The 26,124-nt window shown below is 42.8% G+C and carries 24 protein-coding genes; 14 read left to right on the forward strand and 10 right to left on the reverse strand.

What is annotated here, in order from left to right; translation table 11 throughout:
- Window positions 1-50 precede the first annotated feature (50 nt).
- Complete coding sequence (locus tag Q3A68_RS11645) at window positions 51-1,346, forward strand: aminotransferase class V-fold PLP-dependent enzyme (protein ID WP_302901259.1); 1,296 nt, start codon at window positions 51-53, stop codon at window positions 1,344-1,346.
- Between the two features lie 5 nt (window positions 1,347-1,351).
- Complete coding sequence (locus tag Q3A68_RS11650) at window positions 1,352-1,789, forward strand: VOC family protein (RefSeq protein WP_302901260.1); 438 nt, start codon at window positions 1,352-1,354, stop codon at window positions 1,787-1,789.
- Window positions 1,790-1,957: 168 nt separating this feature from the next.
- Here Q3A68_RS11650 and Q3A68_RS11655 read toward each other — a convergent pair whose 3' ends face one another.
- The 3 genes from Q3A68_RS11655 to Q3A68_RS11665 are packed head-to-tail and all read right to left on the reverse strand — an operon-like array spanning window position 1,958 to window position 4,048.
- Window positions 1,958-2,680, reverse strand: a complete 723-nt coding sequence (locus tag Q3A68_RS11655; RefSeq protein WP_302901261.1) for an SGNH/GDSL hydrolase family protein — start codon at window positions 2,678-2,680, stop codon at window positions 1,958-1,960.
- A complete protein-coding gene (lipB, locus tag Q3A68_RS11660) occupies window positions 2,677-3,405 on the reverse strand; it encodes a lipoyl(octanoyl) transferase LipB (protein WP_302901262.1) in 729 nt (242 codons plus the stop codon). The genes Q3A68_RS11655 and lipB overlap by 4 nt, the downstream gene beginning before the upstream one ends.
- 4 nt (window positions 3,406-3,409) lie before the next feature.
- A complete protein-coding gene (locus Q3A68_RS11665) occupies window positions 3,410-4,048 on the reverse strand; it encodes a 4'-phosphopantetheinyl transferase family protein (RefSeq protein WP_302901263.1) in 639 nt (212 codons plus the stop codon).
- Window positions 4,049-4,119: 71 nt separating this feature from the next.
- On the opposite strand from Q3A68_RS11665, the gene dcd reads away from it, so the two are divergent.
- Both dcd and Q3A68_RS11675 read left to right on the forward strand, forming a co-directional pair.
- Complete coding sequence (gene dcd / locus Q3A68_RS11670) at window positions 4,120-4,656, forward strand: dCTP deaminase (RefSeq protein WP_302901264.1); 537 nt, start codon at window positions 4,120-4,122, stop codon at window positions 4,654-4,656.
- An 89-nt stretch (window positions 4,657-4,745) separates the two neighbouring features.
- Entirely contained in the window at window positions 4,746-7,199 is a 2,454-nt protein-coding gene (locus tag Q3A68_RS11675) for a TonB-dependent receptor plug domain-containing protein (protein WP_302901265.1), read from the forward strand.
- Between the two features lie 69 nt (window positions 7,200-7,268).
- On the opposite strand, the gene Q3A68_RS11680 is transcribed toward Q3A68_RS11675, so the two are convergent.
- Window positions 7,269-8,126 carry a hypothetical protein gene (locus Q3A68_RS11680; RefSeq protein ID WP_302901266.1) on the reverse strand — a complete coding sequence of 286 codons (858 nt, stop codon included), beginning with the start codon at window positions 8,124-8,126 and terminating at the stop codon, window positions 7,269-7,271.
- 86 nt (window positions 8,127-8,212) lie between these two features.
- On the opposite strand from Q3A68_RS11680, the gene Q3A68_RS11685 reads away from it, so the two are divergent.
- From Q3A68_RS11685 to Q3A68_RS11705, 5 genes are all read left to right on the forward strand, one after another.
- A complete protein-coding gene (locus Q3A68_RS11685; RefSeq protein WP_302901267.1) occupies window positions 8,213-8,494 on the forward strand; it encodes an ATP-dependent Clp protease adaptor ClpS in 282 nt (93 codons plus the stop codon).
- Window positions 8,495-8,765: 271 nt separating this feature from the next.
- Window positions 8,766-11,603: a TonB-dependent receptor gene (locus Q3A68_RS11690; RefSeq protein ID WP_302901268.1), complete on the forward strand. Its 2,838-nt coding sequence runs from the start codon at window positions 8,766-8,768 to the stop codon at window positions 11,601-11,603.
- Between the two features lie 42 nt (window positions 11,604-11,645).
- Complete coding sequence (locus Q3A68_RS11695) at window positions 11,646-13,070, forward strand: hypothetical protein (protein ID WP_302901269.1); 1,425 nt, start codon at window positions 11,646-11,648, stop codon at window positions 13,068-13,070.
- A 33-nt stretch (window positions 13,071-13,103) separates the two neighbouring features.
- Window positions 13,104-14,120, forward strand: a complete 1,017-nt coding sequence (locus Q3A68_RS11700; RefSeq protein ID WP_302901270.1) for a hypothetical protein — start codon at window positions 13,104-13,106, stop codon at window positions 14,118-14,120.
- A 218-nt stretch (window positions 14,121-14,338) separates the two neighbouring features.
- A complete protein-coding gene (locus Q3A68_RS11705; RefSeq protein ID WP_302901271.1) occupies window positions 14,339-15,322 on the forward strand; it encodes a metallophosphoesterase family protein in 984 nt (327 codons plus the stop codon).
- A gap of 52 nt (window positions 15,323-15,374) precedes the next feature.
- Here the strand turns inward: Q3A68_RS11705 and Q3A68_RS11710 are convergent, their stop codons facing one another.
- Together Q3A68_RS11710 and Q3A68_RS11715 are read right to left on the reverse strand one after the other, a co-directional pair.
- On the reverse strand, window positions 15,375-16,442 hold the full coding sequence (locus Q3A68_RS11710) for a branched-chain amino acid aminotransferase (protein ID WP_302901272.1): 1,068 nt from the start codon (window positions 16,440-16,442) through the stop codon (window positions 15,375-15,377).
- Window positions 16,443-16,584: 142 nt separating this feature from the next.
- Window positions 16,585-16,974: a hypothetical protein gene (locus tag Q3A68_RS11715; protein WP_302901273.1), complete on the reverse strand. Its 390-nt coding sequence runs from the start codon at window positions 16,972-16,974 to the stop codon at window positions 16,585-16,587.
- A 204-nt stretch (window positions 16,975-17,178) separates the two neighbouring features.
- On the opposite strand from Q3A68_RS11715, the gene Q3A68_RS11720 reads away from it, so the two are divergent.
- A complete protein-coding gene (locus tag Q3A68_RS11720) occupies window positions 17,179-17,799 on the forward strand; it encodes a Pr6Pr family membrane protein (protein ID WP_302901274.1) in 621 nt (206 codons plus the stop codon).
- Window positions 17,800-17,837: 38 nt separating this feature from the next.
- On the opposite strand, the gene Q3A68_RS11725 is transcribed toward Q3A68_RS11720, so the two are convergent.
- The gene (locus tag Q3A68_RS11725) at window positions 17,838-18,788 is read right to left on the reverse strand and encodes a tryptophan 2,3-dioxygenase family protein (RefSeq protein WP_302901275.1); all 951 of its coding nucleotides are present in this window, start codon (window positions 18,786-18,788) and stop codon (window positions 17,838-17,840) included.
- Between the two features lie 80 nt (window positions 18,789-18,868).
- Here Q3A68_RS11725 and Q3A68_RS11730 point away from each other — a divergent pair, with 80 nt between their 5' ends.
- Window positions 18,869-19,348 (forward strand): universal stress protein, encoded by a 480-nt coding sequence (locus Q3A68_RS11730; RefSeq protein WP_302901276.1) that lies wholly within the window; start codon window positions 18,869-18,871, stop codon window positions 19,346-19,348.
- 51 nt (window positions 19,349-19,399) lie between these two features.
- On the opposite strand, the gene Q3A68_RS11735 is transcribed toward Q3A68_RS11730, so the two are convergent.
- From Q3A68_RS11735 to Q3A68_RS11745, 3 genes are all read right to left on the reverse strand, one after another.
- Window positions 19,400-20,692 (reverse strand): HAD-IB family phosphatase, encoded by a 1,293-nt coding sequence (locus Q3A68_RS11735; RefSeq protein WP_302901277.1) that lies wholly within the window; start codon window positions 20,690-20,692, stop codon window positions 19,400-19,402.
- A gap of 128 nt (window positions 20,693-20,820) precedes the next feature.
- Window positions 20,821-21,276, reverse strand: coding sequence for a hypothetical protein (locus Q3A68_RS11740; protein ID WP_302901278.1), 456 nt, complete (start codon window positions 21,274-21,276; stop codon window positions 20,821-20,823).
- Window positions 21,277-21,373: 97 nt separating this feature from the next.
- The gene (locus Q3A68_RS11745; RefSeq protein WP_302901279.1) at window positions 21,374-22,345 is read right to left on the reverse strand and encodes an NAD-dependent epimerase/dehydratase family protein; all 972 of its coding nucleotides are present in this window, start codon (window positions 22,343-22,345) and stop codon (window positions 21,374-21,376) included.
- Between the two features lie 166 nt (window positions 22,346-22,511).
- On the opposite strand from Q3A68_RS11745, the gene Q3A68_RS11750 reads away from it, so the two are divergent.
- From Q3A68_RS11750 to Q3A68_RS11760, 3 genes are read left to right on the forward strand one after another with little or no spacing between them, the layout of a single operon-like run.
- Window positions 22,512-23,693 carry a formimidoylglutamase gene (locus tag Q3A68_RS11750; protein WP_302901280.1) on the forward strand — a complete coding sequence of 394 codons (1,182 nt, stop codon included), beginning with the start codon at window positions 22,512-22,514 and terminating at the stop codon, window positions 23,691-23,693.
- Between the two features lie 55 nt (window positions 23,694-23,748).
- Window positions 23,749-24,894, forward strand: a complete 1,146-nt coding sequence (locus Q3A68_RS11755; RefSeq protein ID WP_302901281.1) for a TlpA disulfide reductase family protein — start codon at window positions 23,749-23,751, stop codon at window positions 24,892-24,894.
- Between the two features lie 49 nt (window positions 24,895-24,943).
- A complete protein-coding gene (locus tag Q3A68_RS11760; protein WP_302901282.1) occupies window positions 24,944-26,077 on the forward strand; it encodes a TlpA disulfide reductase family protein in 1,134 nt (377 codons plus the stop codon).
- The last annotated feature ends 47 nt before the right edge of the window (window positions 26,078-26,124 follow it).

Genomic DNA, 26,124 nt, shown 5'->3' on the forward strand with positions numbered 1-26,124 from the left:
TAATTGAACCCTAACTTTTCTTAGGAATTTATAATTCACTAACTTAGTGTATGACCAACCGCAGGAAGTTTATCACACAGGCCGCCGCGCTTGCCGGGGCCTTTTCAGCATCGAGTTTGTTTAACCAGCTGCATGCCGAAGAATGGAAGCACGCATCTAAAAAGATCGATCATCTTTCGCCGCAGCAGGTTGCTACGGATGAAGACTACTGGAGCACGATCCAGAATGCGTTTAGCGTTAGTCCCAATATCATCAACCTGAATAATGGCGGGGTGTCGCCCTCGCCGCTGGTGGTGCAACAGGCGGTGGCAAGGTTTAATGATCTGAGTAACGAGGGTCCTTCATACTTTATGTGGCGGATACTGGACCAGGGCCGCGAACCTTTGCGCGAGAAACTAGCGCAGTTGGCAGGCGTTGATCCGGAAGAAATCGCCATTAACCGTAACGCTACTGAATCATTAAATACGGTCATTTTTGGCCTCACCTTTGAGAAAGGCGACGAAGTGATAGGCACTAAACAGGATTATCCCAATATGATACAAGCTTATAAAACACGGGCTTTGCGTGATGGTATAGTTTATAAGCAGATCAGTTTTGATTTCCCGATAGAGAATGACGAGCAAATTGTGAAAGCGTATGCGGACGCCATAACGCCACGAACCAAGGTCATCCACGTTACCCACATGATCAATTGGGTGGGGCAAACGATGCCGGTGCGCAAGATATGTGATATGGCCCATGCCAAAGGGATAGAGGTGGTTTGTGATGGCGCGCATTCCTTCGGATTGATGGATTTTAAAATACCCGATTTGGGCTGCGATTATTTTGGTACGAGTTTGCATAAGTTCCTGTCGGCGCCGATCGGCAGCGGGATGATGTGGATTAAGAAAGAGCATATAGCCAAAATATGGCCATTGGTTTGCGGTGATCCGCACAGCGCCGACATCCGGAAGTTTGAAACATTGGGCACACGCAGTTTCCCGATAGAGCAGGGCATAGGCGAGGCTATTAATTTCCACGAAGGTATTGGCAGCAAACGCAAGGAAGAGCGCATCCGTTACCTGAAAAATTATTGGGCAACCAAAGTGAAAGATATTCCGCGGGTGAAGTTGCATACCTCGATGAAACCGCAATTCTCTTGTGCGATCTGCGGCGTAAGTATCGATGGGATGACACCCAGCGAACTGGACACGGCATTATTTAACCAGTATAAAATACATACGGTTGGCATTGTTTGGGAAAACGTAAGCTGCGTGCGCGTAACCCCTCACGTATATACTCGTTTGGCCGATTTGGATAAGTTGGTGCATGCTATAGAAAAGATCGCTTCGTCGAAGAAAACCTGATCACGATGGGAAACGATCAGCCTAACATACAATATTCAACGCCGCTTTTTATGGTATCGGATATAGAGGCGTCACTAAACTTTTATGTCGATGGGTTGGGTTTTGAAATACGCAACACCTGGACGCCAAGAGGCAAAATTGAATGGTGCTGGCTACAGCGCGAAGGTGGATCAATCATGTTACAGGAAGCAAGGGTAACAGCCGAAAACCCTTACCTGTCGGGTAATGAGCCCGGCGCAGGTGTGTCCATCTGGTTTCAATGCCGGGACTCACTTGTGCTTTATCATGAGTTTTTAGATAAAGGAATAAAAGCTGACGAACCCTTTGTTGGTAATGGCTTATGGGATTTAAGTGTAACCGACCCTGATGGTTACCGTATCCATTTTGAAAGCCAAACGGATGTTCCTGAGGCGACAATGTATTCGGATTGGGTGAAGGGATAGTAAGGCAGTTGGCAGTTTTAAGTTGGCAGTTCGCTGTAAATTAATATGTCATTGCGATGAACGGCCTGTGTGAAGAAGCAATCGCGAAACCTACTACAGGCGGAAATGCATTGCGGCTCTGTAGAGTTCGCGGTTGCCACACTGCGTTCGCAATAACATGGTGGTGATTTATTCCTTCTTCAATTGAGTTTCAATCGCATTAGCTACCAGCTTTGCCCACTTCTCATACATTTTTCCAGACGGGTGTAATTTGTCGCCGACAAGATAGGCAGGGTCATCGCCGATATCACGATAGAGTGATGTGATGTTAATGTAATTAACACCTGCTTTTTTACTTTCCTCTTTGTTTATACGATTGTAATCATCAATCTGAGAAGCTATCTTTTCCAGGTTACGCCCATTGGCGAAAGGCGTTACGCCCCAATCCGGAATAGATAATATAAATACATGATGCTTATTCCCGTTAGCGAAGGCAATGGCAGTTTTTAACAGCTGTACAAACTCTGTATGGTAAATAGCGGTGTCGATATTTTGATATTGATTATTGACTCCGATGAGCAAGGTTACGATATCAAACTTTTGGGTAAGGTTGGCATTGGCAATTCCCTGGATCAGTTCATCTGTCCTCCAGCCGGTTTTTGCGATGATTGTTGGAGGATTAATGTGCCGCCCTTTTTTATTTAATAAAGCAGTCGCCTGATTTGGATAAGACCGATCTGCCGGGACCATTTCGCCAATGGTATATGAATCGCCAAGAGCAAGATAAGTCAATGTATGTTGGGAGCTATCCTTAGAATTCATATTCCAATTATAAGTTGATGCGATGGCTGGCTGTTGGAAAGAACTGCATAAGGCTACAATGGCAATTAAGATCGAATACCGTGTTTTCATACTATCTCCATATCAAACAATACGGAAATATGATGTTTTAAGTTTTTCTTGATGTCTTCTATGTCAGCCTCTTTACCTAGTTCTTTTTGCATAGAGGTTACCGCCTTATCATCGATACCACATGGTACGATATTGTTAAAATAATCGAGGTCGGTGTTAATATTGAAAGCAAAGCCGTGCATGGTCACCCAGCGACTGCAACGAACTCCCATTGCGCATATCTTACGGGCATTTTCATTATCCGGGTCGAGCCATACGCCGGTGTAGCCGGGGTAACGTTCTCCCTTTAAGCCATATTGCGCCATAGTGAGTATTACTGCTTCCTCCAGTGTGCGCAGGTACAAATGAATATCGGTAAAGAAATTATCGAGATCGAGAATAGGATAGCCTACAATCTGCCCGGGGCCGTGATAGGTGATGTCACCACCACGGTTAATAGGATAAAAAACGGCATTCTTTTCTTTCAGACCCCTCTCATCCAAAAGCAGATGTTCGGGTTTGCCACTTTTGCCCAAGGTGTATACATGCGGGTGCTCGCAAAAGATGAGATAGTTTGGGGTTAACTCGTCTTCTTCACTGTATTCATTACCTTCGCTGGTGATCTTTCGGTTACGGATTTTGGTCTTCAGGTCAACAGTTTGGCCAAATAATGCCTCCTGCCGGTCCCAGGCCTCCTTATAATCGATTAAGCCCCAATCCTGAAAAAATACTTGTTTGTTCTTCATAACCCTATCCCTTTACATAACCAATCATATAGTCTTCATATTGCAGATAGTTTACCAGGTAATCTTTCGCGACTGCCGATTTATTAAGATGGGCGTTAACTTGCCCCTCTTTTGCAAAGTTAAAGGGCTCAAGCGAAATATTATCCGCAAATGAGACTTCTTTTTGTCCGTAGCACTTATAAACTGCCTCTTTGGCGCACCAGCAAACATATAATTGTTGTACTCTGTCCTGGTGATTGATAAAGCTCATCTCTGCCGGTCGCATAAACTTATGGGCAATGCGTTCTACTTTTTCTTTTATCTGCTCGATATCGATACCTACCGGATGAGTTCTGCTCATCATAACCGCGGCGTAATCAAAAGAGTGGCTAAGTGAAATATGATAGGGCAAATGTACCAAATAAGGTTTGCCATGCTCATCCACCTGGCAATCGATGTACTCCTCGGTATTCAGCATTTTGCGCAGAAGTACACGTGTTCCCAGCCAGTGGAGGTGCCGTTTGCCATGGCTCAATTTCTCTACATAAGCCTTTTCGTGGTCGTTTAACTGCAGCTGATTGTATAAATCCTCCGCTTTCTCTTCTATTTTCCAAAGAGCAAATTCGGTGTCGGCATCAATTTGCTTTTTGTATGCTATGGCCATAAAGTAAAATTGCAAAAAGGATGGCAAACTTAAATCAAATAATTATAATTTAGGCCAAATATCACAGTACAATGATTTTATCGGACAAACGCATTCTGGAAGAAATTGACAAGGGCCATATTATTATCGAACCGTTTAAACGCGAGTGTTTAGGCACCAATTCATACGATGTTCACCTGGGCAAACACCTGGCTACCTATAAAAGTCGAGTGCTGGATGCCAAACAGCATAACGAAATCGATGGCTTTGAAATCCCGAAAGAAGGCTTTGTACTACAGCCCAATACGCTTTATCTCGGCGTTACGATGGAGTATACCGAAACGCATCGCCATGTACCGTTCCTCGAAGGAAAATCGAGCACCGGCCGTTTGGGTATAGATATTCATGCCACTGCGGGTAAAGGGGACGTTGGCTTTTGCAATACCTGGACATTGGAGATATCTGTTGCACAGCCCGTGCGCGTGTATGCCGGTATGCCTATCGGTCAGCTGATCTACTTTGTTGTTGAAGGCGATATCGAAATTATGTATAACACCAAATCGAACGCTAAATACAATAACCCAACTACCCGCCCGGTAGAAAGTATGATGTGGAAGAACAAGTTTTAACTCTCCATATAAAACAGACTAATACGTAAGCACTTAAGTTGGAATTAAGATAAAAGATTTGGTAAATTGCTTATGCCAAATCTTTTGCCATGAAACCTAAGAGTCTTATTGCTGCTTTATGGTTCGTATTCACTGCGGCTATTACTGCTTTTGCCCAAAACGGCAATTCATTTATAACCAGGGCCATTAACGGATTGTCTCGGCAGCCTGTAATTGAAAAAGCATACCTGCATCTGGATAAGCCTTATTATGCAGCGGGCGATGATATATGGTTTAAGGCCTACGTTACGGCTGGTGGCAAGCATACACTCTCCACCATAAGCGGTGTGTTGAATGTAGAGCTTATCAATACTGCAAACCGGATTGAACATTCGGTTAAACTACCCCTGGTAAGTGGGTTGAGCTGGGGAGATTTCAAGCTGCCGGATACCATTAAATCCGGTTATTACCGCATCAGGGCTTATACTCAATGGATGAGGAATGCGGGCACTGAATATTTTTTCAATAAAACAGTATACATAGGGAATACGATTGCTGCAGCCGTGACAAATGTGGCTGGCCATAAAAAAACTGACTTGAAAAAGGCAGATCAGGAAAAAACGGGGGTGATAACAACCAGGCAACAATCCGCTATTACCGATGTTCAGTTCTTCCCCGAGAGTGGTAATCTATTATATGGCGTCAGTTCAAATATTGCCTTTAAGGCAGTTGGCAAGGATGGCTTGGGAAAAGATATCAAAGGTGTTGTTACTGATCAAAATAATAATGAAATCGTCAGGTTCAGCAGCCGTCACATAGGAATGGGAGGGTTTAACTTATTACCTTCTGAAGGGAAAATCTACAAAGCGCTTATCACATTTGCAGACGGTTCCGAAAAAGGTATCAACTTACCAACCCCGCAAAACAAAGGATATGTGATGCATATTGACAATAGCGATCCTTTATTCATCGAACTAAAAATAGCTAGAGGAAAGAATGACGATACTGGCGGAGTAAACCTGTTAGTGCAATCCGGTGGTGAAGTATACTATGCCGCACAAAGCAGATCCCAGCAGTCCACCATTACCACGATGATTCCGAAAAGTAAATTTCCATCCGGGATAGCGCAGTTTACATTGTTTTCGGATAAGGGAGAACCATTGAACGAACGCCTGGTGTTTATTCAAAACAACACACCACTCAACCTGTCGGTTGATCCTGAAGGGACGAATTTTACAAGTCGGGGTAAAAGGAAAATAAGCGTAACGGCTAAGAACGGAACAGGCAAAAGTGTTTTTGGAAACTTCTCAGTAGCGGTGACCGATGAAACGAAAGTGCCTGTGAACGAATCAGCCGAGAGTACCATTTTTTCCAATTTATTATTAACGTCCGATCTTAAAGGTTATGTAGAAGACCCGGGCTATTATTTTATACCGCAAAATGATGACGCCGTACAGGACCTTGATGTGCTGATGCTCACCCAGGGCTACCGACGGTTTGACTGGAAACAAGTACTGACGGGCCCCAACACACCAAAATATCAACCTGAAACCTCACTGGCCATATCAGGAAAACTTAGATCATTGGGCGGCGGGAAAGCTGTTCCTTTTGGTAAAGTAACGCTATTGAGCTCGTCGGGAGGATTTGCAATGCTGGATACAGTTGCAGATGACCAGGGGCATTTTGTTTTTAAGAACCTGCAATTTAAAGACAGCCTGAAGTTTGTTATTCAGTCGAAGAAAAATAAAGGCAGTAAGAACCTGCGGATAGAAATGGATAGTATAACCCCGCCCCCTGTTGCCTGGGCAATGCTGCCAGCATCTTCTGACACAGGTTTTTCCGTTTATATGAATAACAGCAAACAGATTTATGATAAAGAGATCAGTTATGGCATTAAAACAAGGGTGACCGCGCTTAAAGAAGTAGAGATCAGGGACAAGATGATAAAAATAAATTCCTCAAACTTAAATGGACCCGGACAGGCTGATCAGGTTGTTTTTATGAGGGATTTGCCGCCTGGTGCAGGCACAATTGCGAGTTTCCTGCAAGGCAGGTTGCATTTTGTGACAGTCACTATGGATATGTATGGTGTCGGACATTATTACTCTAGACTTGGCACAATGAAACTTTTTGTGGACGGGGCTCCGTCTACTCCGGAATTAGTAGATGCGATTCCTCCTGAAATAGTTGAGAGTGTAGAAGTTTTAAACAGTCCCACCTCAGTGGCTGTATATGGATCGGAAGGTTATGGTGGTGTGCTTTTAATCAATACAAAGAAAGGCGCTGATCGCCCATCTCCCGCTAATGTGAATATTTACATGCCCCAGGGCTATTACAAAGCCCGAGAGTTTTATTCACCTCAGTACGACGGGCCAGCAAACCAACCTAAAGTAGATTTACGTACAACCATTTACTGGAGCCCCAACGTTGCTACTGATAAAGACGGGCATGCTTCTGTAGAATACTTTAATGCTGATGCCAAAGGCAATTACCGGGTTGTGATAGAAGGTATCGACGCAAACGGCAGCCTGGGACGGCAGGTTTACCGTTATAAGGTGGAATAGTACATAGAGAATGGTCAATTGCGACTTGAGATAAATTATTCACTGCTCACTATTCACCACTCACAGCTGTTACTTAGCAAGGTAGTATTTCTCCCAAAAATCGACGGATTTAGATAGTTCGCTACGGTCGACTGGTGTGTTGTTGCCGCCACCTCCCATGCGACCGCCCCGGCCACCGCCCATTCTTCCTCCGCGACCACCACCTCCAAATCCCCCTCCGCCACCGCGGGTCATACCGTCATGATCACCGGTGTCCTTGTTTTGTCCAGGCCTGGTGATGCCATTTATCTTAAAATTGAAGGCCCATTCATTTTTTGATAAGTCATCCGCACGGAAAAATTTAAGGGGAATGGCGGCTTCATATATCAGATTACCATCTTTATCATAATCTATTGCTACTTTAAAACCATAGGTGTTTGAGGTGGTCATGGTTTCACTTTCAATATCTTTAAAGCCGGTTACTTTTATCTCTCTTAATTTGGTCAGCCTGGCCTTCATCAGTTCTTCGTTGTCTTCCTGTTTTATATCATTGTTGCCGTTTTGCAGATCCTGGGCCGTTTCCATCATCCCTTCGGGGCTTTGGTCACCAACAGGGAAGGTCATTGTAAAGCTCTCTTTTTTCTTGCCGCGGGTATCGATGCTTATTGTTAGCCCCGCCCGTAATACTCTTATTTGTTCGCTGCGATCGTTAATGCGGATAGCCATATACAAGTCATCCTGGTCATTTGCAAGCGCATAATTAAGCTGTTTATCCTGGTTGTAATAACGCAAACTGTCGCCCCAGTCTTTCAGATCGCCGTCAATAACGAGATTAGATGGCGGTGGTTGTAATTTATTTGCAACAGCCTTATTCTGCGCAAAAGTGATGTTTAGGAAAAAGAGTTGTAGGGCGCTTATACACAGCAGGGGTATAAATAATGTCTTCATGTAATTGTGAGGAAAGTGTTACTTTTTCACAAGCAAACATCATTTTGCCTTTTTTATTGCCGATTTTAGGTAAATTTGTCATTACAATGCCGACAGAAACCAAGGAAGAGACCCTTACGCTCGAGGAAATATTAGCCGGGCTAAAAGAAATGCATCAACTGATATTGTGGAATGATGATGTAAATACCTTCGATCATGTGATCTTCTGCATGATGAAATACCTGGATTATTCGGAGTCTCAAGCCGAAAAGATAGCCTGGAAAGTACACAACGAAGGTAAGTGTGCTGTATTGGAAGGTTCATTCACCGAAATGGAGATCTACCGTAAAATATTGCAGCAGGAAGGGCTGACGGTTACCGTCGAATAAAAAGCTCCTCTTTTTCTAATTACTAATAAGGCATCCATTTTCCCCGCCAAAATTTCCGTGCGCTTTAATTTATTGACGATAATTCGTATTGTCAAGATTAACTTTTTATTCATTTATGTTAAATGTGTGTTTTGGAAATCTGAATTTTCTCTGTTGAAACCCACTAAATGTTAACTCATTGAAATCATTTGATTAAGAAATTCTCCTAAGTCCAAAATTCAGTTTTTATACAAAATTGAAGGGGTTTCTTTGCGCAAAAATTGGTGTTTTAATGAAGCATTCCTTTACAATTCTGTTTTTTCTCCTCCTGGCCACTTCCTCTTTCGCATCAACAATTTCTGGGTACATCCTTGATAAAGATTCAAAGGAGCAGCTTGTCGGGGCCTCAATAATATTAGAGCCGGGTCCTGCCAAAACAGCATCCATGCTTAATGGGAAATATGTAGTAAATGATATTAAATCAGGCGCTTATAGAGTCAGAATCTCCTATGTGGGTTATCACCCGATTGATACTACAGTAAATATAAATGCTGATGAAAATGTTAAGCTTAACTTTTACATGGTATCAAATTACGCTACCCTGAATACGGTAACCATTACGGCTACTGGTAACAAGGAGTCGGATGCGTTTGCAAAACGCTCAGAGCAAAGGGCCAACAACCTGGTTAATATTGTCTCGGCCAATTCTATCGCTATTTCACCAGATATAACTGTCGCAAATGTAATGGCGCGTGTTTCGGGCGTATCTATTGAGAGAGGCAATACCGGCGATGGACAATACGCGATCATCAGGGGAATGGATCCTCGTTACAATACCACTTTAATCAACGGAATTAAGATACCCAGCCCTGATAACAGGGAACGGTATGTGCCGCTGGATATATTCCCGGCAGACTTGGTTGAGCGCATAGAAGTGTCCAAATCCTTAACGCCGGATATGGAAGGTGATGCCTCTGGCGGCGTTATCAATATGATCATGAAAACAGCACCTGACCAGTTGCGGGTTGAAGGAAATTTAGGTATTGGCTATAGCCAGCTTTTTTCTACAAGAAATTTTAAGAGCTTTAATACATCTACTATTAATCCAAAATCTCCCGCTGAAATTTTGGGTATCGGAACAGCAGCTTCGGTATCCGATTTTCCTTATCAAAACCTGATCACTTCTTCAAAGAAAACGCCCATTAACAGTAATTTCAGTTTAACCCTGGGGGACCGGTTTTTGAATAAAAAACTGGGCGTTATCTTTTCAGGAACATACCAAAATACCTATGCCGGTAATAATACATTCCGGCTGGTTGAGAATGCGACTCTGGGGCCTGCACCAGGCCCTAACGCCAAAATGACACAGGTTTTTCCTGATTATTTAAACAGGCAATACTCCTCATTAACAAATCGCCTGGGCCTTATTTCTACAGTAGATTATCAATTCAATAAAGATAATTCCATAAGCCTATTTGGTACTTACCTGCAACTAAATGAGAACAGGGTGCGCTTAACCAATGACCTGCTTTTGGGTGATTATTCTTACCAGGGGTATACTGGTGGATACCAGCAAAGCTATGAAACGCAGACAAGGAAAGATCTGCAAAGTATCTACAGCGCCATATTGCATGGAAATGATAAATTGACGGGCACGTTGACCACCGACTGGTCAATAGCTTATTCTGAAGCCAAACAGGAAACACCCGACATGGCCGCGTTTAATTCTACGCAAAAGATCAACCCCAATAGTACGGGTGTTGCTACTTCAATATCTTATGGACCTATACAGGTAAGGCCTGAGACCAGGGAATGGTCTCACAATACTGATAAGGATATATCAGGATATCTTAATTTTCATTATAACATAAATATAAATGACCGTAAGCTTTTGATAGGTTTTGGTGGTATGGCCAGGCACAAAAGCAGGGACAATTTTGATAATCGCTACACCCTGAATGCTACACCTGACCCAGATTCGACTTATCAAAAATATATATCGATACCGGCTTCAAAGTTTTTCTTTGGCGGGGGTAACGGGTCAGATCCATTAGGCAACGCGGCAAGCAACGCGGGCGTTTACACCTTTACAGAAAATGTGCAGGCAGCATATGCACAGGTAAAATATTATGTAAGTGACCGTTTCGATGTGTTGTTTGGGTTGAGGATCGAGAACACCAGCCAGTCTTATGATTCGTCATTGCCAGTCACTATCGCCGGTAAATCAGCAGATATCACTTATACCGATTATTTGCCAAGTATAAATGCAAAATACTCGCTCAGCAAAACACAGGCGTTGCGCCTTTCTTATTTCAGATCTATATTACGCCCGGCCTACTCGGATTTGGTGCCATATCCGGACAATACGGGCTTTGCTCAGGACAATTTCCCAACAATGGGAAATCCAAACCTGCAGCATTCGGTAATCGATAATTATGATTTCCGTTACGAAGTGTTTCCAAACGGGTTGGATCAGTTTATGATTGGGGCATTTTATAAAAATATCAATAACCCTATTGAGTATGCTTTGGTCCAAACAGATTATTCGGCAGGATTAACGCTCAGCCCGGACAACTTCGGTACGGCACATAACTACGGTCTGGAGGCTGTGTTCAGGAAATTTTTTGGGAACATAGGCATTTCAGGGAATTATACTTATACACATTCAGTCATTAATTCAACCAAGAAGTTTGAATACACCGATCCTGCTGACAACACCTTCCACAATATAGAGGTTAACCAGTCAAGACCATTACAGGGACAGGCTGCCCATGTCGGTAACGTTTCGCTGCTCTACAAGAATACCAAAAACAAGATAGACGCTCAGCTCGCCCTGGTATATACCGGTGAAAGGATAAATACACTGTCGCTTTATAAGGACCTGGACAATTGGGAAAGACCGACTGTTAATCTTGATTTTTCAGCACAGAAAGAATTCAATCAACATTACATCATTTATATCAAAGTCAACAATTTATTAAATACCCCTTATGAATTATTTGTAAAACAAACCAACAAGGCATATAGCGGCAACACTAAACTTCCGCTTCAGGAAAGCCCAAACTACGCTACCATCGAAAACGATAAATATTATGCCCGTTTTCTTCTGGGCTTCAGATTCAGATTCTAAAACAGTAAACATTCATTAACTAATAGCAAACATTAATTAACCATGAAAAATTTAAGAAAAGCTTTGTATCTGCTTTCGCTAGTTGCGCTGGCATCATGCAGCAAGAAGGATAAAGCTGTTATTTCTGTGCCATTATTCCAGGTAGGTAAGCCGGTAAGTAATACGGCGCCATTATCGGGCTCAATAAAAGGAACAATGCTCGCTAACCAAACATATACTGTTTCTGGCGATGTGACTGTTAATGCAGGCGACACCCTTCTGATTCAAAAAGGTGTTAAAGTAAATGTTACTAATGGTTCCAATTTTATTGTAAAAGGTATCCTGGTTAGCTCCGGTACCAAAGATGCCCCAATTACGATCACTGATCCAAGGAGATCAAAAACTACAGGCAATTCAAGCGCAGCAACAGACTCAGCTTATGCTGGCGGTTGGGGCGGTATCTATTGCGACAAAACATGCCCGCTATTAGTGATTAAATATACGCACCTGGACTTTGCCGGTGCAGCGCTTAAAGCACCACCGTTTAATGGCCCGTCAACTGGCGATCAGTATGCCATTTACTGGCAAAATCCTAATGGAGCTATTATTCTTGAAGACTCATGGATATATGGTACGCCGGATGATGCCATCCGCTTTTATGGCGGGCACTTAAATATTATGCGCAATACATTGGAAAAATGCGGAGGTACAGGCGGTGACGGTTTCAACGCGAAAGGCGGTGCGCAAGGCAATATGGCTTATAACCTTATTATAGGCGGTGCCACCAACGGTACCAAATCAGCCAATGATGGCGCAACCGGTTCAACGCAAACACAAATTGCTATGTATAATAATACATACGTCAATGGCGGTTTCAGAAACACTGGCGTTTATGGTGCGCGAAGCGGGTCTATAGAGGTTGAAAACAACTCAAGGGCATTAGCCTACAATAACCTGATCGTTGATTGTAACTTCGGTGTGCGTATTGCGGGTGGTAACAATGTAACCGCAAAAGTTTACCTGGCTGATACACTAAGCCATACCGACGGGCCGATCAACAAGACTGCTTATGGTCATAACTTTTACTATGTTGATAATGTTGCGCAGGCTAACCAGATCATCCCTACAAATATTGCCCAGGCAGTTGTTACTCATCCACAGTCTACCGATATCCCAAATATGGCTTCGTTCCTTGGTGCCAGCTATACTTTTGGAATGGCTTATGATGGCACATCATTAGTTGGTAAAAACAACCCTATGTTTGTGAACTACCCGCTTCCAAACATGAATTTTGCTAACCAGGCTTCAGTTGATGCATTTAATTTCCATCTTCAATCCGGGTCTCCTGCTGTAGGTAAAGGTTCTACAGATTTTTCACCAATCACAACTGGTATCCCTGTTGATGCTAATTTCGGTTCAAGCGGTATCACTCCTCCGGGGAAAGATATTGGTTGCTATCAGCAAGATGGTTCAGGTAACCAACACTAATATCTGGTTATTTTGAAAAGTATAATATTTAGCATGACAACCCTTTTTAGTAAGAGCAGTAATTGCTTCGTTATTAAAAATGGGTTGTTGTGCTTTTTCCTTCTAACTGTTTTTTCCTGCAATAACTCGGGGGATACAGTCAGCCCCAAAAAAGACACAATAGCAAATAAGCCGCCGGGCCAGGTAAATTTCCCCAAGCCAACTTATAGCCCAGTCGGCCTTGATACCACAAAGTTGTTTGATGTTATACCTATGGTACATGATCTGGCAAGAACAGATCTTGTTGAAATATCCGGCGTAGCTGCAAGCCGGATCAACCCCGGGATATTATATATTCATAACGATAGCGGAAACCCAAACCAGGTTTACCTGACGAATGGAAACGGCGATGATAAGGGAACACTCACCTTAACGCCCGTTGGCAACCGTGATTGGGAAGATATTGCCGTCGGCCCCGGCCCGGTACCCGGCAAAAATTATGTATATGTAGGGGACATTGGCGATAACGATTCGAAGTACCCTTCAATACTTATCTATAGGTTTGCTGAGCCTGACCTCACTGGTAAAACTTTGCCTGTGCGAATGAATATCGATTCATTGGATATTATCGAGCTAAAATATCCGGATGGTCCGCGGAATGCAGAATCGCTGATGGTAGACCCTTTAACAAAGGATATTTATATTGCCAGTAAAGAGAGTAACAATTCAAAAGTCTATGTGGCCCGGTACCCCCAAACTACTAAATCGGCTACAGTGATGTCATCTGTTGTGCAGCTTTTCATGAATAAGGCTACAGCCGGTGATATTTCTCCGGATGGTTCCGAAATACTATTGAGAAGTAAAGAGTTGATATGGTACTGGAGGCTTCCGGCCGGGACTTCAATCTCGGCAGGATTATTAACTGCTCCGCAGATCGCACCCTATGCCAAAAACGAGCCACAGGGCAAGGGAATCTGTTTTGCTGCGGACGGCTCAGGGTATTATACCGACACCGAGATTAGGGATTATCCCGGGCGTTTAGCGCCTATTTCGTTTTATAAGAGAAAATAATGAACGTGTACTTTTTAAGAAGGTATAAAGTCTTGACTGTTGCATTTAATCTGTTTTTGATAAGTGCATTTATAGTGATTGATTCAGGGAGATGCTATGGGCAATCTCAGCCCTCTCCGGTAATTAATATGATCTTTAGCTCGGATGCTCATTATGGAATCAATCGTATTAGATTCAGAGGTGATTCAAATGTCAGTAGTCATAAAGTAAATAGTGCCATGATACAGCAGATGAATAGCATGCCATATCTTACTTTACCGACAGACAAAGGAATAAAATCAGGCCGGAAAGTTGGGTATATAGATTTTGTGGTACAAACCGGTGATATTGCCAACAGGATGGAGGCACCGGTCCAAAGTGCAGCATCCTCATGGGCCCAGTTTGAGATGGATTATCTGCAATCTATTAAGCTAAAAGGACACAATGGTAAGCCGGCCAAACTGCTATTGGCACCCGGTAATCATGATATATCAAATGCCATTGGATTTCCCAAACCATTAAAGCCTTTAACCGATCCGACTGCAATGGTGAAAATATATAATCTGATGCAGAAGCCTGGAAAGTCTTTAACCAATGCCAATTACGATTTTCATACCGAAAAGGTGAACTATTCACTTAACATTAGCGGTATCCATATGATGTTTATCACCCTTTGGCCGGACTCCGCCGAACGTATTTGGATGGAAAAAGATCTGGAAACAGTGACGAAGGCGACACCTGTAATCATTTTTACGCATGATCAGCCAGAGTGTGAGTCAAAACATTTTACTAATCCGCTGCCTCCTTATAACATGACTGAAGAAAATAAATTTCAAAATCTGACAGAGGAACATTATAAGGAAGGCTATGTCGCTGCAGCTGATGACGGCGCAACTCAGATAGAACAACGCGGTTTTGTGGAATTCCTAAAGCAGCACCCCAATATCAAGGCTTATTTTCATGGTAACAGCAATTGGAACGAGTTTTATACTTATCATGGTCCGGGTAATGATATAAGCCTGCCCGTGTTTAGGGTCGACTCGCCAATTAAGGGTAAGGTCTCTGCGAAAGATGAGACTTTACTGTCTTTCCAATTTATTTCTATTGATCCAATATCACAGAATTTAACTGTGCGCGAATGCCTTTGGAACACCCAGCCTTTGCAAAAAGATCAGAAGGTAATATTTGGGAAAAGTGCGACGGTTTCTCTAAAAGTGAACTAATGACTAAAAAGGCCTCGAATAGGGGCCTTTTTATGTATCTTCAGTTAAAACATTATATCATATAATTCCATCCGTGCGGATCGGGCGCATTACCATAGCGGATACCATCTAAAGTTTTTAATACTTTTTGCGAAAACTCGCGTGTTTTTGGATCGCTTAAAAAGTATTCTTCACCATCATGGCCAATGGAACCAACCGGTGCGATAGTAGCAGCAGTACCTGCGCCAAATGCATCTGTTAATTTGCCATTTTTAGCGCCCTCAATAATTTCGGCTACCGATATGCGGCGTTGTTCAACAGGGAAGCCCCAGTCGCGTGCAAGGGTCATTACTGTATTGCAGGTAACGCCTTTCAGAATGGTGTTCTCGTCTGTTGATGGGGTGATCAGTTTGCCATCTAATACGAACATGGCATTGGCGGCGCCCATTTCCTCAATGTATTTGTGTTCTTTGGCGTCAGTCCAGATGATCTGGTCAAAGCCTTCTTCAACAGCCTTACGGGATGGTAACATAGCGCCTCCGTAGTTCCCGGCTGATTTTGCATAACCCATCCCGCCTTCGGCAGCACGTGTATAGTAGGTTTCGATCTTTACTCTCAGTGTTTTAGAGAAGTACGGACCTACAGGGCAAGTCAACACAATAAACTTATAGGTCAATGATGGTGCTACGCCCAAAAACGGATCGGTAGCGAACATAAACGGCCTTATGTATAAAGAGTGGTTTGCCTGAGCCGGGATCCAGTTGCGGTCAAGGTCAACCAATGCAGCTATACTTTGAATAAAAATTTCTTCAGGTAGTTCCGGCATGCACAAACGTTCAGCCGATTTGTTAAAACGTTCCGCGTTTTTATCCGGACGGAAGACGGAGACCTTACCATCAGCATGTTTGTAAGCTTTCAGTCCTTCGAAAAAGGCTTGTCCGTAATGCAAAGCAGAAATAGCGGGGGTCAGCCCGATCTCAGCATAAGGGACTATCTGAAAGTTCTTCCATTCGCCATCAGCATAATCAGCTACAAACATGTGGTCCGAGAAAATTTTGCCAAATGGCAGGTTGCTAAAATCCGTTTGCGACAAACGGGAATTGGTAGTTTTTGTGATCTTAATGTCCAGCGTCTCAGTCATATCCTTAGGTATTAAATTTGGAAAATGGCAAGATAGCTATTTTCTGTGACAGTTTATAAATGACAACCCGCGACCAATTTAAAATAGGTGATAATGACTTGTTTTTGACGCAATTTTCTGAGCCGCAGACACGTTGGTGCACTTAGTAAGTAAGATCGAACTTTCCTGCAGCATTTTTGGCTTTGAATGTGAATTGAACAGGTTCATTTCCGGGATTGTCAAAATGAATGGAATCGCGTACGTTGCCGGAGACGTCACGATTTAAAACAATCTTTGAGTTGCACTTTATTTCCAGGTGCATTTCTCCTGTTGGCACATCTGTTGAATATTTTACGTTCATGCGTCCATTGGAATACTTTTGGGCACTAAAATCCTGCTTGCCGTTGAATCCGTCAAACGTGGCGTAAATGTGCCCGGGCAAATCGCTACCCTGCCAGTTTTTTGTATAATTATTATTTAATACTGAACAGGAAACAGTGATCAAAATTGCCACAAATGCGGTGATATTTGCGGTAAATTTAAGTTTGCTCATAAGTGTGTTTTATCTATTGAATATAAAAATGATCAATTGATCAGTAGACGATTGAAATGACCCATTGGTGTCATAAAATCTAAGAAAGATTATTATTTAATAATACACTTTAGTTTTCTCCGCAGCCGTTTCGCCGCTGTGACCATGAGTGCTGCTATTTTGTAAACGATAAGTATAAAAAGTAACTTCGTTAAAAGTCGTACTATGAAAACTTACCTCGCCCTTATAGCAATATTAAGCTGGTTTGCCTTAACCGTACAGCTTTATCTTAACCTTACGAGTGGGGTAGCACCGGTATTGGAAATAATTATCAGGTATTTTAGTTTTTTCACGCTGATCTCTAACCTGCTGGTTGCAGTTTGGTCTACCGTATTAATTTTCCTGCCTGCCGGATCAAAACATTTTTTTTCACGTCCCCAAACTCAAACTGCTATCACGCTTTATATTCTGATTGTGGGCATTATTTATAATATCGTTCTCCGTTCCTTATGGCAGCCAAAAGGTATGCAACTGGTGGTGGATGAATTATTGCATTCGGTAATTCCTATATTATTTTTTATTTACTGGTTCTTGCTTGTTCCCAAACAACAGCTACAATGGAGCAGTTTTTGGTCCTGGTTGATATTTCCGTTGGTTTACCTGGCATTTATCCTGGCGCGGGGCTCCTTTTCCGGTTTTTATCCTTACCCTTTTATTCAGGTCAACAAACTGGGCTTTAGCCGGGTGCTGTTTAATGCAGCGGGGATCACTGTAATCTTCCTGGTGATATCCTTAATTCTGATCGGTATAGCAAAATGGCTGATAAAAAGCAAAACAGCAAGATGAATTAGAAATATTGCCACTGCAAACTGATAACTGCAAACTCAAAGTCCCAGCACATCCTCCACCCACGCCTTGCCCCAATTATCCTCCTGCTCTTTAGTCCATAGCGATGGATAAAAAATGCGTTTTTGAAAACGTGGAGGCAGATATTTTTGCCAGTTAGTTCCACCGGTGGCTTTGATTTCATCCGGTTCGCGATTAAGGTAACGCACGGCTGATTTATAATGGGATAACGGCCAGTTCACATTTACATTCACATCCAGTTGCCTCAATTCATTTTCGAGCTGAGTAGTCGATTGCTGCTCATATTGCAACTGCTGCGATAGGGCGTTAAAGTTTTTGCCAGTATTCGCTTTTCCAAGTTCGATGAATTGTTTGGAATATTTCTTCTCAAATTGTTTTAGTGTAAGTGTTTTCTTACCGGTGGATAGCTCTGTGGCGCCAAACTTCCAGTATAGGAATTCAAACTGATCTTCAATGGGCGCACTGCGCAGTTCCACGCGTTTATCCCTGGCTACCAGGTTAATAAAGTCCGTTGAATAGATTTCAATCATTCTATACTGCCCGCTCTGAAATCCACTGGCTGGTAGCAGCGACATCCTGAATTGCAGAAACTGCTCTTTCTCCATCCCGTCAACCATGATTTCGAATGACTCTATAAGGGCGTCGAAATAACGATTAATGCGTCTTATCCTCGTTGTAAAGAAATCTGCCGTCAATATTTCTCTTTCAGTGATCTGTTTACACTCATGCAGCACCAGCTTAAAATAAAGCTCCGTGATCTGGTGATACATGATGAATATTTCCTCGTCAGGAAACGGCGTTTTAGGATTTTGAAGGCTCAGCAGTGTATCCAGGTGGATATAATCCCAATAGGTAAGAAAGTCGGCGTGCAGCAGTCCATCAAGATAGGAGATCATATCCTGACCCATAGCTTCATACTTTTCCTGCAACAAGGCCAGGCGCGATTCAATTTCAGGGCTAATACTCATTGGATTGGTTTATTTGTCAAAGGTAATAAAGCTGATAAATACAGAAACAAAACCACTATATTTATAGTTAGGTACTTATCATGGCAATACAGAAGATTTTAATTGCAGTCGATGATAGTCGTTATGCTGACCATGCCGCAGAAGTCGGGTTTGAAATGGCCCGTTTTTGCAATGCTGAGGTTGGCCTAGTGAATATTATCGAGCCCCTCATTTTACCATCTTCCGGCAGCGACTCTATTACCGGAATCACAACAGATGTCTCTATGGTGAATGAGTCGGAGATGGTGCGCATTCAAAAGGAAGCGGCAGAAAATACAGTAAGGCGCATACAGGAAAAATATGCCGAACGGTTGAAAATAACCAACTTTACGGAGTATGGCCTCACCGCAGACGGCATATTAAAATGTGGCGCTGAGTTTGGCGCCGATCTGATAGTGGTAGGAACGCATAGCCGCACAGGCATTGATCGCTTGTTTATGGGCAGTATTGCTGAGCATGTGGTGCGGCATTCTAAAGTGCCGGTGCTGGTGGTGCCGCTACGCGAGTCCGAAAGTCAGTAAAGTCGGTGTAAGTCGGAAAGTAATCATCTTACGGACTTCCGGTCTTATTGACTAATACAACAATCTAAACTTTATCGTATGATCGATCGCCTTCAGCTCATTCAGAACCTGTTTGCCATAGCCGGCTGTAATGTCAGTGATTACATAACCTATTTGCGCGTTGGTCACCAGGAATTCACCGACAATATTGATGTTATGTCTTGCTAAAACGCCGTTTATCTGGGCAAGGATACCTGGCACGTTGGTGTGTATGTGTATCAGGCGGTGAGCATTATCATTACGTGGCGGTTGCAGATCGGGGAAGTTGCAGCTCATATGCGTTTTCCCTTCGTTCATAAAGGCAATTACTCTTCTAGGGATAAAGTCAACATTCCTGGGATTGTATTTGGGATCATCAAAGATAATGATGCCATTTTCGCAGGCAACTTCAGCTATTTTTTTGCTGGCAACTTTACCCAAACATCCGATTACTTTTAACCTTTCAGCATTTTGCAATTGCTCGGCCGTAGGCTGATGTTCTTCGTCACAAAGCAATACGCCCGCCTCTTCCAGGTATTTGTCTTCTATGGTATCCTTCTGGCGAATATCATAACCTTCTTTACGCATTTGTTCTAATGCTTCTTCACCAACATTGCCTACCACAAGGCATTTAATACGGTTTTTAGGGTATGAAATTGCGCGCGGTAGTTTATTGATGAAAAGGAATTCATCAAGGCTAGGTGTAATATGGTCGGCTTTTTCGGCCACTGACTTACGCTCGATATTCTCGGTATAAGCAAAGAATTTTTTGATCAGGCCCGATTCTTTCAACTGGAAATCAGAGTAGCCGTCACCAATTCCGAATATCTCGCCCTGCAGGTTCATCTGCCGCAGCAGTTTTACCTTGCCACCTTCCTGCGAAAGTGGGTTTTCACGATCGTAACCTATGATATTGTCATTCTCATCAAACACAAAGGTGTTTGCATAGATATTTTCCCGTTTAATAAAATACTCGGTCACAACAGGTGTAATAAACTCCTTGAAGCCGCCTGAAACGATCAATACGTTCTCCTGGTGTTGCTTAAAAAAAGCACTATTGCGTGAGAATGAAGTAGAAACTTTCTTTTTTAAATGGGTTACCAGTTGCTTCAAATGCTCGCGGTTAGCCTGTAGTAATTTTACCCGGCCCTCAAGGCTCTCGCTGAAAGGAATCTTACCTTCCATAGCCGCATTGGTAAAATCTTCTATCTGCTGGTAAATTTTTTCTCTGTCGGGGTGCTTTCTCAGGGAAATGCGGGCAAGCTCGTCTAATGCTTCAACCTGTGTAAATGTGCTATCGAAATCGATAATAAAGTACTGGTCCATTTGTGTGCAAATGTGCAATTTTTGTATGATGCATCATAGTAAAATGTTGAGTTTGTTGATAGAGTTTGCGGATGTTGATAACTGTTTTATTAGCATCCTAACAATCTAATTCAGGATGCAGATATCAATTACTCCTTTATTTTGACGTTGGTAACGTCGGTGGCGTTGATGACATTGCAGGCTGTATCCAATTCAAGCCGGTATTTCATTAACTTTTTTACCCCCGCCGAATCAGTTCTGAAGGAATAAATAAGCAGATAATAAGTCAATTTATCATGCTCGATACTGTAAACATCCTTTTCATTTTTTACTGCAAGGTCCGGGCGCTGACCGTTTTCGCTATCTACATATGTTTTCATTCTTTGACGATCAGCAGCGGATATTCCGGCTGCATTTAATGATGTATCCAGCGAAGTAGTATACCGTCTTTTTTGTATTGCAGAAAACGATACCGATTTAAAATATGCAGGGTTACCGAGCCTGTTCCTGACATAATGCTCAGCTGTTTGCTCTGCTCTGGATTGCAATTCCGAATTCATACAGCTAAAGCAAAATAATACCAGTACAAAAAAATACTTATTCATAAAGTCAATTAGGGTGTAGGAATAAAACGAATTTAACAATTATCCGGATTCCTGTCAGGCTTTATCAATAATTTGTAAATCTACTTCCGGGCAATGGTTAGATTGTTTTTAAAGCTTCACACACCTCTGTTATAGAGGTTTTTAATGGCTTAAACTCGATGCCAGTTGCTTTTTTGATCTTGGTATTGTCGAATTTTTTGGTAAGTGATGCTGCCTGCGCCGATACTTTGTCGATTGAAGGTACGCTACGTGTTATCGCTCCGGCAAAAGCGGCAAACCGCCATGCCAGCTCCATTATCCATGGTTTGGCTAAAGCAGATGGTGCTTTAATGCCGAATGTGTTTGCTATTTCTGCTGTTAGGCTTTTATAATCCTGGTTTTCGGCACTGATGATAAAACGTTCGCCGCTAATGTTACTGTTCATAAGTGCAATCATGCATTTAGCCACATCTTCTACGTCAACAAAACCCCCGCTACCCCTGGTATAAAATTTTAAGCCATTGCGAACAGTTTTAAACAAGGCGCCGCTGCCTTCCGTTCCTGCATTGGGGCCAATAATAATAGAAGGGTTGACGATTACCGCTTCTAAACCTTCGGCAATACCGCGCCAAACTTCCATCTCGCTTTCCAGTTTAGAAATGGCATACCCATCCGTTTCAGTAGATTGATCGAGATGATGGTTTTCTGTGATTAGTTCGCCCGGTTTGGCATCGCCTATTGCGGCTACTGAACTTACATGAACCAATCGTATTCCGTTTTGCCGGCACAGGTCGACAAGGTTTGCCGTCCCAGTCACATTGGTATAAATCATCGGTTCCTTATCCGCTTGCCGCAAGGATACCCACGCGGCGCAATTATACACCTGAGTGATGCCTTCGAGTGCATTCTCCAGGGCGAAAATGTCCAGCAGATCAGCTTCGACCCATTCTATGTTTTTTTGATAGGGCAATAGAAAAGATGGTATTGTTGATGAGGCCCGTCTGGTGCAACGGATGAGATGGGCCTGTTGCGTCAATTGTTTAGCCACTTCAGAACCCAGAAAACCTGTTGCACCCGTAACCAGTATCATGTTGCGAATGTGCAAATAGATGTGCAGATGTGCAAATGTGCGGATAAATTGAATTTAAAATCAAAAACATCTAATTGGATAAAAATCTGCACATTTACATGCCAGCATATTTGCATATTAAAAAAATCTGCACATTTGCACATCATCAAATTTGCACATCTGAGAAATGTCTTTATCTGATTTTTTTGCGCCGGTTGACCTGAAAAAGATATCACCTAAGAATGGCTATTACTCGAGCCACCTGGGGGATAAGATTACGCATTTTTCGGTTGATTTTCCTGACCTTGAACAAAAAACAGATATCGCGGTCATTGGTGTACAGGATGACCGTAATGCCATAAATAATTCAGGCTGCGCTTTAGGGCCCGATTATGTGCGGGAGAAGCTATACATGCTTTTTGAGGGTTCTTACAAGACTAAAATTGCCGATCTTGGTAATATCCGCCAGGGAGCAAGCATAACTGATACTTACTTCGCAGTAAAAACGGTGGTCAGCGAATTGATAAAAAAAGGCATCCTGCCGGTTATAATTGGAGGCGGACAGGATATTACCTATGCCCAGTATATGGCTTATGAGGAACTGGAGCAAAAGGTTGACCTGGTAGTTATCGATCCTCGTTTTGATTTGGATGATGATGGTGAAGGCGATAGCCTGGAAACCACATCCACCTCGTACCTGAATAAAATATTTTTGCATGAGCCCAATTATCTGTTCAATTACAGCAACCTGGGCTATCAAACCTACTTTTCGAGCCAGGAAAGCTTGAGGGTGATGGATAAATTATATTTTGATGTACATCGGCTGGGGGAGCTCAGCGGACAAGTGGCAGTAACCGAGCCAATCATTCGCAATGCCAGTATGATCAGTTTTGATATGGGGGCCATTCGCTCATCAGATGCTGCCGGCAATGCCAATGCCACACCAAACGGTTTTTATGGTGAGGAGGCCTGCCAGATAGCCCGGTATGCCGGCTTTAATGACAAATTGAACTCGATAGGCTTTTATGAATTTAACCCGGCTTACGACAACAACGGCCAGACAGCAATGCTGCTGGCCCAGATGATATGGTATTTTATTGATGGATTTTATAACCGAAAGAAAGATTTTCCGTTAAACCCTAAATCGCAATACCTGATCTATAAAACCAGTCTAAAGCATGACGATCACGAGTTGGTGTTTGTAAAGAGCAAAAAATCAGACCGTTGGTGGATGCAGGTTCCTTATCCTACCGGGGGATCGATGAACGAACGCTTTCACCTGGTGCCATGCCGGTATGACGATTACAAAACAGCTGTTGCCGGCGAAATGCCCGACCTTTGGTGGCGCACTTATCAAAAACTAAATTGAAATACAATTCATTGACCGATTGAACGTTAACAACATCATTATCTGATAATAATAAATGAGAAAATTGTTTTTTTGCCTTTTGCTGTCATTGCCAATGCTGGCATTTGCACAGGTTCCGCAGCCCTTTAATGTAGTGGGAAAGTTTGGTAACATTAACGCCAAAATTTATTTAGGTTACCAATTGGGTTCGAATAGGGTACTTGATTCCGCTCAGGCAGTAAATGGTAGTTTTGAATTTAAAGGAACCCTGATATACCCCTCTCTGGCCGTTTTAGTGATCGATTTCAAAGGAGTTGGCGCAGATAAAATGGACGTAGGTCCGAATTCAGATAAGCTTGCATTTTACCTCGACAAGGGTACAATTAATATGCAAAGCCCCGATTCAGCTTACAAGGCTAAGATTATTGGTTCGCCAATAAATGACCAGTATTTAAAGCTTTTGGCTATTAATGGTGAAGCCGGTGCAAAGACCAATGCGCTGATGACTGAACAGGTAAGGTTGGCGAACGATCCGGCAAATGCTAATAAGCCCGTTGATCAGAATGCATTGCAGGCAAAACTTAAAGTAATACAGGCGGATTATCACGCAAAGTTGAAAGCATTTATATCGGCTAATCCTGATAGCTACTTGAGTTTGTTATCAATAGGTACTTTGGGTGGGCCGTCACCCGATCCTAATGAATTGTTGCCTGTTTTAGATGGACTTTCAAAAGAATTGCAACAAACAGAAACAGCCCGTTCGATACGCAACTCGCTCGAAAGTCTGAAGGCAACTGCTAATGGCGCAATGGCTCCTGATTTTGAACAGGCTGATACTTTAGGCCACCCGGTAAGGCTTTCATCTTTCAGGGGTAAATATGTTTTGCTTGATTTCTGGGCATCCTGGTGCGGGCCCTGCCGTCAGGAAAATCCGAATGTGGTGAGAGTATTCAACAAGTATAAAGATAAGAACTTTACGATTGTAAGCGTGTCGCTGGACAGGCCGGGAGCAGTGTTTTCCTGGCTGGAAGCGATTAAGCGCGACCATTTAGGCGGGTGGACACAACTATCGGACCTTAAATTCTGGAATAATGCAGTTGCAAGACTATATTTTGTGCAAAGCATTCCCAAAAATTTCCTTATAGACCCTGCCGGGAAAATTATTGCACAAGATCTCCGCGGCGATGACCTTGAAAGCGAATTACAAAAAGTGCTGAGATAACAATTGGTTTAGAATTTATTAGTAATATTGGGTTATCAATAAAATCTGCATGAAAAAACTGATCGCAGCAGCTATTGCCTTACTACCTGCAATAGCTTTTGCCCAGGATGGCAAATATGTACTACAGGGTAAGGTGGGCAATCTAAGTGCGCCTGCTAAAATATACCTTCAATATTCAGTAAAGGATAAAGTAATTACCGATTCGGTAAACTTAAAAAACGGCGAATTCCAATTCTCGGGTAATGTAGGCACGGTTCCTGTAAACGCTTACCTGGTATTGAATGAGATGGGCACAGGAGGTGTGGTTTATAAAGATTATAAGTCCATATATCTGGAAAAAGGCACGATCAATGTAAATAGCGGCAGCAAGCTTAATGAAGCAAAAGTTGATGGCCCTAAAACCAACCGGGAAAATGCAGAATACGATGCATTAAATAAACCCATCAACGATGCGCAGGAGGCATTAGATGCTAAAGTAAAAGCTGCAACCCCTGAGCAGAAAAATTCCGAGGAATTCGAGAGAGCAACCACTAAAGAGCAAAAAGCCCTTGACGCTAAATCTAACGAAGTTAATGCAAACTTCATCAAATCGCATCCGGGGTCTTATATCAGCCTTATGGCATTGGAGATGTATGCTGCCTATGGCACGGATTATGCAGATATAGCCCCGTTATATGAAAGTCTTTCATCTGAAGTAAAACAATCTGATGGAGGTAAAGAATTCGGCGAAAGGTTGCCAAAACTGAAAGCTGTAGCTTTAGGTGAGATGGCGCCTGTTTTTGCAGAAGCTGATACTGCGGGCAAGACAGTTAGTCTTGAATCATTCAGAGGCAAATACGTTTTGGTTGATTTCTGGGCGTCATGGTGTGGCCCATGTCGTAGGGAAAACCCAAATGTGGTAAAAGCTTATAATATGTATAAGACCAAGAACTTTACCATTCTTGGTGTTTCATTAGATCGTCCAAACGGTAAGCAAAAATGGCTGGATGCTATCCATAAAGATCACCTGACCTGGACGCAGGTATCTGATCTGCAATTCTGGAAAAGCAAACCTGCTGCATTGTATGTGGTACGTGGTATCCCTGCAAACTTCCTGATCGACCCAAGCGGGAAGATCATCGCTAAAAACCTGCATGGCTTTGACCTGGAAGATAAGCTGGAGGAGTTGTTTGGAAAGATATAATTTAAGACGGAAAGTCCCTAAGACAGAAAAGTCCGAAAGTAAAGTTA

Source organism: Mucilaginibacter tolerans (assembly GCF_030519375.1).
GTDB lineage: Bacteria > Bacteroidota > Bacteroidia > Sphingobacteriales > Sphingobacteriaceae > Mucilaginibacter.